Source organism: Corallococcus sicarius (genome assembly GCF_003611735.1).
Lineage (GTDB): Bacteria > Myxococcota > Myxococcia > Myxococcales > Myxococcaceae > Corallococcus > Corallococcus sicarius.
In genome coordinates, this window is the sequence record NZ_RAWG01000450.1 from 1 (window position 1) to 5,938 (window position 5,938).

Below are 5,938 nucleotides of genomic sequence, written 5' to 3' on the forward strand. Positions count from 1 at the left end.
CAGGCCCACCCCGGGAAAGCCCCCGTCCGTGCTGTCTCTTCTCAAGCGGTACCGCCGCTTCCTCCTCGTGGCAGCCCTTTTGCTGTATCCGCTCGGCGCCTTCCTGCTGGGCGGCCGGCGGGGCCGCGACCCGAACTTCATCGACCGGGGCGTCATCGCCCTGACGGCCCCCGTGCAGCAGGGCCTCACCGCCGGCATCGACGGCGTCGTCGGCACCGTGCGCAACTACCTGGACCTGCGCGGGGTGCGGCAGGACAATGACGCGCTGCGTTTGGAGAACCTCCAGCTGAGGGCCACGGTGCAGGTGCTGGGCGAGGCGCGCGCGGAGAACGGGCGGCTGCGCAAGCTGCTGTCGTACGCGGAGGCCGCGCCGGGGCCGGAGATTCCGGCCCGGGTGGTGGGCGTCAACCCGGTGGCGAAGCTGCTGTCGGTACGGATCAGCAGCGGGGAGAAGGACGGGGTGTTCCGGGGCATGTCGGTGGTGACGCCGGACGGCATCGTCGGGCAGGTCATCCGCTCCACGGGCGGCTACGCGGACGTGGCGCTGGTGACGGATCCGCAGAGCCGGGTGGCCGTTCGCGTCCAGCGCTCGCGGGCGCGCGGCACCGCGGCGGGCGCGGGCAACGGCCCCCTTCAGCTGGAGAACATGCTGCGCACGGAGGACGTGGAGGACGGCGACCTCATCATCACCTCCGGCACGGACGGCATCTACCCGCCGGGGCTGGTGGTGGGGCGGGTGACGCATCTGGAGAAGAAGGAACACGGCATGTTCCAGGGCGCGGACATCCAGCCGGCGGTGGACACCAGCCGCCTGGAGGAAGTGCTCGTGGTAGGCAGCCCCTACAGTGCGATGGCCTCCGGTGGGGCCTCGGCGGAAGGCGCGCAGAAATGAAGTTCCTGGTGACAGTGGCCCTGGCCCTGGCGTTGCTCACGTTGGAGTCGGTGTTCGTCCAGCAGGCGGGGCTGGTGCTGGGCCGCGTGGACGTCACGGTGGTGCTGGTGGCCTTCCTGGCGCTCCGGGCCAGCCTCACCGAAGGCGCGTGCTCCGCCTTCGCGGTGGGCTACCTCTTGGACCTGATGAGCGGCCAGCCCACCGGCCTGTTCACGTTCCTGGCCGTGTTCACCTTCCTCGTGGGCCGGCTGGTGGCGTCGTTCGTGGACGTGCGCGGCCCGGTGGCCTTCGCGCTGTTCGCCATGGGCGCGGACCTGATGCACGCGCTCTTGTCCACGTTCTTCACCTGGCTGACGGTGAAGGAGGGCTCCACGGGGCCACTGCTGGCGGGCCTGCCGGTGCAGTTGGCGCTCACGGGCGCGGCGGCGCTGGTGCTCTTCCCGCTCTTCAAGCGCTTCGAAGTGGCGCAGGAACGGCCGGCGGGGTTGCTCCGTTGACGCCTCCGACGATTGGCAACACCACCCCGGGCCGCGACCTCAAGCGCCGCTTCCTGTGGCTGGGCCTGGCGATGTCGCTGGGCATGGTGGCGCTGGCCATCCAGCTCTACCGCCTGCAGCTCATCCGTCATGAAGAGTACGCCGCCAAGAGCGTGGCGAACTTCGTGAAGGAGGTGCGCCTGCGCGCCGACCGCGGCGTCATCAAGGACGCGCGCGGCACCATCCTGGTGGACAGCCGTCCCTCCTTCGACGCGTTCGTGACGCCGGCCTTCTGCACGGACTGCTTCGAGCAGGTGATTCCCCGCCTGGGGGAGCTGCTCCAGTGGGACCCCGAGCAGCGCAAGAAGATTGAAGACCTGGTGCGCTCGAGCCGCCGCAACGCGCCCTTCATGCCAGTGCCCGTGCGGGTGGACCTCACGCGCGACGAGTACGACCGGCTCAACGCCCGGCGCGACATCCTGGACGGCGTGGAGGTGGTGCCCGTGCCGCACCGCAACTACCGCGCGGACATGGTGCTGTCACACGTGCTGGGCTACATGAATGAAATCACCCAGGAGGAGCTGGAGCGCCTCAACGGGGACGGCGCGAAGTACGCGCTGGGGGACTACATCGGCCGGCGCGGCCTGGAGCGCTACTTCGAGTCGAAGCTGCGCGGGCAGGACGGCGTGCGCAAGGAAGTGGTGAACGCGCGCGGCCAGACGATTGAAGAGCTCAACGACAAGCTGGGCGAGCACTCCGTCATTCCGCCCACCGCCGGCAGCAACGTGGTGCTGTCGCTGGACATGCGCCTGCAGGAAGAGGCGGAGCGCGCCTTCCCGGGCGTGACGGGCGCGGTGGTGGCCATCGACGTGAACACCGGCTTCATCAAGGCGCTGGTGTCCCGGCCCGGCTTCGACCCCAACCTCCTGACGGGTCGCGTGACGCCGTCCCAGATGGCGACGCTGGCCAGGGACCCGCTGCACCCGATGATCAACCGCGTGGCGGCCGAGCACTACAGCCCGGGCTCCACGTTCAAGGTCATCACCCAGCTGGCCGCCTTCAAGGCCGGCGTGTTCCGCCCGGAGACGGTGGTGAACTGCACCGGCGGCTACCGGCTGGGCGCGCGCGTCTGGCGCTGCCACAAGGACAGCGGCCACGGGCCCATGGACGGCAAGGCCGCGATGAAGGCGTCGTGCGATGCGTGGTTCTACAAGGTGGCGGACACCATCGGCCTGGACCCCATCGCGGAGATGGGCAAGTCGCTGGGCCTGGGCCGTCCCACCGGCATCGGCGTGGTGGCGGAGGTGCCCGGCATCATGCCGTCCACCGCGTACCACGACAAAGCGTCCCCCGGCGGCTACACCAAGGGCATGGCGCTCAACAGCGCCATCGGGCAGGGCGACGACAACGTGACGCCCCTGCAGCTCGCGCTGGTGTACGCGGCCGTGGCCAACGGCGGGAAGCTCTACAAGCCGCAGATGGTGCACCGGCTGGAGAACCTGGACGGCCAGATCATCGAGGAGTTCAAGCCGGAGGTGGTGAGCCGCGTGGACATGAACCCCGCGCACCTGAAGGCCATCGTGGAGGGGCTCATCGCGGTGGCGCAGGAGCCCGGAGGCACCGCCTACCGCGCGAGGATGAAGTCGGGCCTCCCGCCGCAGATGCCCATCGCGGCGAAGACGGGCACCGCGCAGGTGGCGCGCATCGGCGCCGTGCGCCTGAAGACGCACCAGATGAGCTACTTCGAGCGCGACCACGCGTGGTTCGCGGGCTTCGCGCCGGCGGACAAGCCGGAGCTGGCCGTGGTGGTGCTCAACGAGCACGGCGGCCACGGTGGCGTGGACGCGGCGCCCACGGCGATGGCGGTGATGCGCAAGTACTTCGAATTGAAGGCCCAGGACGCCACGTCGCCGCCGCCCCGCGCCAACCAGCCCTACACGCCGTCGCTGCCGCCGGCGCCCAGCCTGGACGCGTCCGCGCTCACGCGCGCCGTGGTGCCGCCGCCCCGCGTGAACCTGCCGGGCGAACCCATCCAGCCGCCCTCGGAAACCGGAGACGACAGTGCAACTGCGGATTGAGCGCCGGATGATGCCCCACGTGCCCTGGGGGCTCGTGGTGTGTGTCCTGGGCGTGTGCCTGCTGGGCATCTGGAACCTGGCGTCCGCGTCCCGGCCGCCCATGGCGCCGGTGTGGACCAGCCAGGCGCTCTACCTGGGCGTGGGCCTGGGCGCCGTCCTCATGGTGTGCCTGGTGGACTACCGTTGGATCCAACGGATGGCCTTCCCCATCTACGTGCTCAACATCCTGGGGCTGCTGGCGCTGCGCGTCTTCGGGCACACGGCGAAGGGCGCGGAGAGCTGGTTCGTCATCGGCCCGTTCCGCCTGCAGCCCGCGGAGTTCATGAAGATTGGCGTCGTGCTGATGCTCGCCAAGGTCTACCACGACGACTTCCAGCCCAACCAACCGTCCTACGGGCTCATGCGGCTGTGGAAGCCGGTGCTGGTGGTGATGGTGCCCTTCGTGCTCGTGCTGGTGCAGCCGGACCTGGGCACCGCGCTGATGATCTTCCTGTCATCGGGCACCGTCATCCTCTTCGGGAAGGTGCGCTGGTACCTGGCCGGCACGCTGGTGTTGGGCGTGCTCGTGGGCGGCCTCATCATCTGGAACGACTACGTGCGCGAGATGCCAGAGCCGCGCAGCACCGTCGTGCGCCACCACCTCAAGAAGCACCAGAGCCAGCGCATCTCCGGGTGGTTGGATCCGGAGGCGGACCTGCGCGGCTCCGGCTACCACGCCGCGCAGTCGAAGATCGCCGTGGGAAGCGGCGGGCTCACCGGCAAGGGCTGGCGCGAGGGAACCCAGACAGGTCTGCGCTTCCTGCCAGAGCAGCACACGGACTTCATCTTTTCCGTGTGGGCCGAGGAGCACGGGTACTTCTCGTGTCTGCTGCTGCTGCTGCTCTACGGGGGCATCTTCATCCTCGGGCTGGGGGTGGGCTTCAGCGCGAGGGATCGCTTCGGCGCGTTCGTCGCCGTGGGGGTGGTGGCCACACTTTTCTGGCAGGTGTTCGAAAACATCGGCATGGTCATTGGCCTGTTGCCGGTGACGGGCATCACGCTGCCCCTCATGAGCTACGGCGGCTCCTCGATGCTGTCGGTGATGTTGTGCATCGGGCTGCTGGTGAACATCAGCATGCGCCGTCACATGTTCTGACGACGGCCGGAGGGTTCGATGGTGCAGCGCAAGGGTGCCGTGAAGGCGAGCACGGGCGTTCAGGGATTGGCGGCCGCGGAAGTCCCACGTCCGTCCGCCGCGCCGCGCATCGAGATGAACCAGGGGGAGCCGGAGCACCGGCACTTCCCCCGCGCGCAGCTGGCCACGCACTTCGACCTGTGGATGGATGACGGTGCGGGCGGCCGGCGCTTCTCCGCCAACCTCGTCTCCATCAACGTGAGCGTCAGCGGCGCCTTCCTCGCGAGCACGTTCTTCCTGCCCATGGGCACCGTGGTGCGCGCCCGCTTCGCGCTGGAAGAGGGCGCGGCGCCCGTGGAGACCCGCGCGGAGATCGTCCGGGAGGAGCGCGGCCCGGAGGAGGAGGGCCGCAGCGGCTTCGCCCTGCGCTTCCTGGACTTCTCCGGTCAGACAGAGGTCGCGCTGGCCCGGCTCTTCCTGGGCGCACGCCTGCGGGCCTTCACGGAGGACTACCTCAAATCCCAGCGCGCCCGCTCCCTGCCCAATGAGCTGGAGCGGGTCATCGACGTGATGGCGGCCTGGGAGCTGCTCAAGGCCACCACGCCCGGAGACCCCTGGCGCGGTGAGTAGAACCCCGGGCGCTCAGGCGGGCTTGCCGGTGGCGATCTGCCGGCGGCGCTCGGCCTGGTAGTGCGCGGAGCACAGGCCCTTGGAGCGCTGCTCGCGGGTGCAGCCATTGACCGTGCAGCGGCGGTCCATGGGCACCGGCCCGCCCGCGATCGTCTTCGGCGGACGACCCCGGCGGCGGCCCGCCATCACCGCGCCATTGCCCGGCGACGGCGCGATGCTCCCCATGACCGGCATCCCCGTGTTCAGCGCGCGCAGCATGCCGCGGCCGATCGCATCACCCAACGCCTCCGCCCACGACGTCAGGGCAGGGGTGAGCGGTGCTTGCGAGGTCAATTCTTTGCGAAGGCGTGCCATGAAAAACTCCTGTTGAAACTCGCCAATCAAGACAGGCGTGGAGTCTTGTCTTCTGTCTGGTGTGGCGAACTCTGTCAACAAGACACGTCAGGGTCTTGTTTGACTCGCAATGCAATTTCAATGTCTGTTGAACAAAACATGACGGGAGGATCGTCCATCCGTCCTGTCAGGGCGTTTGTCTCAACCCCAGAGAAACGCGATGTGTGGGGGTGTTTGGCACCCGGTAAGTGAAAACCCTTACCGTCGCGGTGAGTTGTCTTTCTAGAGACGTGAGCGTCAGCGGCGCCTTCCTCGCGAGCACGTTCTTCCTGCCCATGGGCACCGTGGTGCGCGCCCGCTTCGCGCTGGAAGAGGGCGCGGCGCCCGTGGAGACCCGCGCGGAGATCGTCCGGGA

Annotated in this window: 6 protein-coding genes; 5 read left to right on the forward strand and 1 reads right to left on the reverse strand. The window is 68.9% G+C overall.

Annotated elements, in window-relative coordinates:
* The first annotated feature begins 28 nt into the window (after positions 1–28).
* Genes mreC through D7X12_RS38390 form a run of 5 tightly spaced genes read left to right on the forward strand, consistent with a single transcriptional unit; the run spans position 29 to position 5,190 of the window.
* Positions 29–892, forward strand: coding sequence for a rod shape-determining protein MreC (gene mreC, locus D7X12_RS38370; RefSeq protein ID WP_120630122.1), 864 nt, complete (start codon positions 29–31; stop codon positions 890–892).
* A complete protein-coding gene (locus D7X12_RS38375; RefSeq protein WP_120630123.1) occupies positions 889–1,389 on the forward strand; it encodes a hypothetical protein in 501 nt (166 codons plus the stop codon). Before mreC ends, D7X12_RS38375 begins: the two co-directional genes overlap by 4 nt.
* Complete coding sequence (gene mrdA, locus D7X12_RS38380; RefSeq protein WP_120630124.1) at positions 1,386–3,446, forward strand: penicillin-binding protein 2; 2,061 nt, start codon at positions 1,386–1,388, stop codon at positions 3,444–3,446. Before D7X12_RS38375 ends, mrdA begins: the two co-directional genes overlap by 4 nt.
* 7 nt (positions 3,447–3,453) lie before the next feature.
* Positions 3,454–4,581: a rod shape-determining protein RodA gene (gene rodA / locus D7X12_RS38385; protein WP_208719558.1), complete on the forward strand. Its 1,128-nt coding sequence runs from the start codon at positions 3,454–3,456 to the stop codon at positions 4,579–4,581.
* Positions 4,582–4,599: 18 nt separating this feature from the next.
* Complete coding sequence (locus D7X12_RS38390; protein ID WP_120630126.1) at positions 4,600–5,190, forward strand: PilZ domain-containing protein; 591 nt, start codon at positions 4,600–4,602, stop codon at positions 5,188–5,190.
* Between the two features lie 12 nt (positions 5,191–5,202).
* Here the strand turns inward: D7X12_RS38390 and D7X12_RS38395 are convergent, their stop codons facing one another.
* Positions 5,203–5,544: a hypothetical protein gene (locus D7X12_RS38395; protein ID WP_120630127.1), complete on the reverse strand. Its 342-nt coding sequence runs from the start codon at positions 5,542–5,544 to the stop codon at positions 5,203–5,205.
* Between the last annotated feature and the right edge of the window lie 394 nt (positions 5,545–5,938).

Excerpts from the sequence above, each read along its gene's own strand:
- D7X12_RS38375 (WP_120630123.1), top strand. The coding sequence starts at position 889 with ATGAAGTTCCTGGTGACAGTGGCCCTGGCCCTGGCGTTGCTCACGTTG.
- rodA (WP_208719558.1), top strand. The coding sequence starts at position 3,454 with ATGATGCCCCACGTGCCCTGGGGGCTCGTGGTGTGTGTCCTGGGCGTG.
- D7X12_RS38390 (WP_120630126.1), top strand. The coding sequence starts at position 4,600 with ATGGTGCAGCGCAAGGGTGCCGTGAAGGCGAGCACGGGCGTTCAGGGA.
- D7X12_RS38395 (WP_120630127.1), bottom strand. The coding sequence starts at position 5,544 with ATGGCACGCCTTCGCAAAGAATTGACCTCGCAAGCACCGCTCACCCCT.